This window comes from Methylobacterium gnaphalii, assembly GCF_007992215.1.
Lineage (GTDB): Bacteria > Pseudomonadota > Alphaproteobacteria > Rhizobiales > Beijerinckiaceae > Methylobacterium > Methylobacterium gnaphalii.
The window spans coordinates 1-1619 of the sequence record NZ_BJZV01000089.1 but is presented as its reverse complement, the minus strand read 5'-3'; the positions used below and the strand labels follow the sequence as shown (position 1 = coordinate 1619).

Here is a 1619-nt window from a genome sequence, read left to right as displayed (position 1 = left end):
CCGCGCACCTGCGCCTGACCACCGAGCTTGCCCTCCGAGCCGACCTCGCGTGCGACGCGGGTGACTTCCGACGCGAAGGAATTGAGCTGGTCCACCATCGTGTTGATGGTGTTTTTCAGCTCCAGGATCTCGCCCCGCACGTCGACGGTGATCTTCTTGGACAGGTCGCCGTTGGCCACCGCGGTGGTCACGTCGGCGATGTTGCGGACCTGCCCGGTCAAATTCGCCGCCATCATGTTCACGTTGTCGGTCAGGTCCTTCCAGGTTCCGCCGACACCTTCGACCTGGGCTTGACCTCCGAGCTTGCCCTCTGTGCCAACCTCGCGCGCGACGCGAGTCACCTCCGAGGCGAAGGAGTTGAGCTGGTCCACCATCGTGTTGATGGTCAGCTTCAAGGCAAGAATCTCGCCTTTGACGTCGACAGTGATCTTCTTGGACAGATCGCCACGCGCGACCGCTGTCGTGACCTCGGCGATATTGCGCACTTGGCCGGTCAGGTTCTCGGCCATCATGTTCACGTTGTCGGTCAGGTCCTTCCAGACACCACCAACGCCCTTGACTTGGGCTTGGCCACCGAGCTTGCCTTCCGAGCCTACCTCTTTGGCGACGCGAGTGACTTCCGAGGCGAAGGAGTTCAGCTGATCGACCATTGTGTTGATGGTCGATTTCAAGTCCAATATCTCGCCCTTTACGTCGACGGTGATCTTCTTGGACAGATCACCATTCGCCACTGCCGTCGTGACCTCGGCGATGTTACGTACCTGACCGGTAAGGTTCGCCGCCATAAGGTTGACGTTGTCGGTCAGGTCCTTCCAGGTTCCGCCAACGCCTTTAACCTGGGCCTGGCCACCTAGCTTGCCTTCTGAGCCGACCTCGCGGGCGACGCGCGTCACCTCCGAGGCGAAGGAGTTCAACTGGTCGACCATTGTGTTGACCACTTTGCCGATGCGCAGGAACTCGCCCTTCAGGGGGCGGCCCTCGATCTCGATCTGCATGGTTTGGCTGAGGTCGCCTTTGGCAACCGCCCCGATGACGCGCGCTACCTCGGTGGTCGGCTGAACAAGATCGCCGATCATAGTGTTGACCGAATCGACGCAGTCGTTCCAACCGCCTGTCGCCGCAGGCAGCTTGCCGCGCTCATTGATGCGCCCATCCTTGCCCACCGCGCGCGCGACCCTGTCGAGTTCCCGCGCAAGCCCCTGGTTCAGCTCGACGATGTCGTTGAACGCTTCCGCGATCTCGCCGTCGATGCCTGTCAGATCCAGCGGCAGGCGGGTCGAGAAGTCCCCCTTCCGAAACGCACGGAGACTCTTCAGGAGGAGCTTCGGCTCCAACTGTGACGTGGTCGGCGTCATTCGGGCACACCTTCACGATAAATGCATATGGCCCAACGAGGCAGCCGTCTGGATCGTGGGCGACAGCGAAAAACCATCGACGACGACGAATAGCAATGGGACCTAGCGTGGATGGTTGCCCAATCGTTCGACCCGCAAAGTCGGCCAGCCCCTGCCGGACGTCAAATGTCCGTTTGTTGAAGTTCGCGCCGAGAGCGGATCGGCAAAAATCCTTCCATTTGCGAAGTGTAGTGTAGGTGCCAACTATTAGATTTAGTCACTATG

At 60.2% G+C, this 1619-nt stretch carries 1 protein-coding gene; it reads right to left on the bottom strand.

Features of this window, described 5'->3' with window-relative positions; genetic code table 11:
* Window positions 1–1355, bottom strand: a 1355-nt coding sequence (locus MGN01_RS23200; RefSeq protein ID WP_170246139.1) for a HAMP domain-containing protein, incomplete at its 3' end; no start/stop codon positions are given.
* Window positions 1356–1619: the final 264 nt, after the last annotated feature.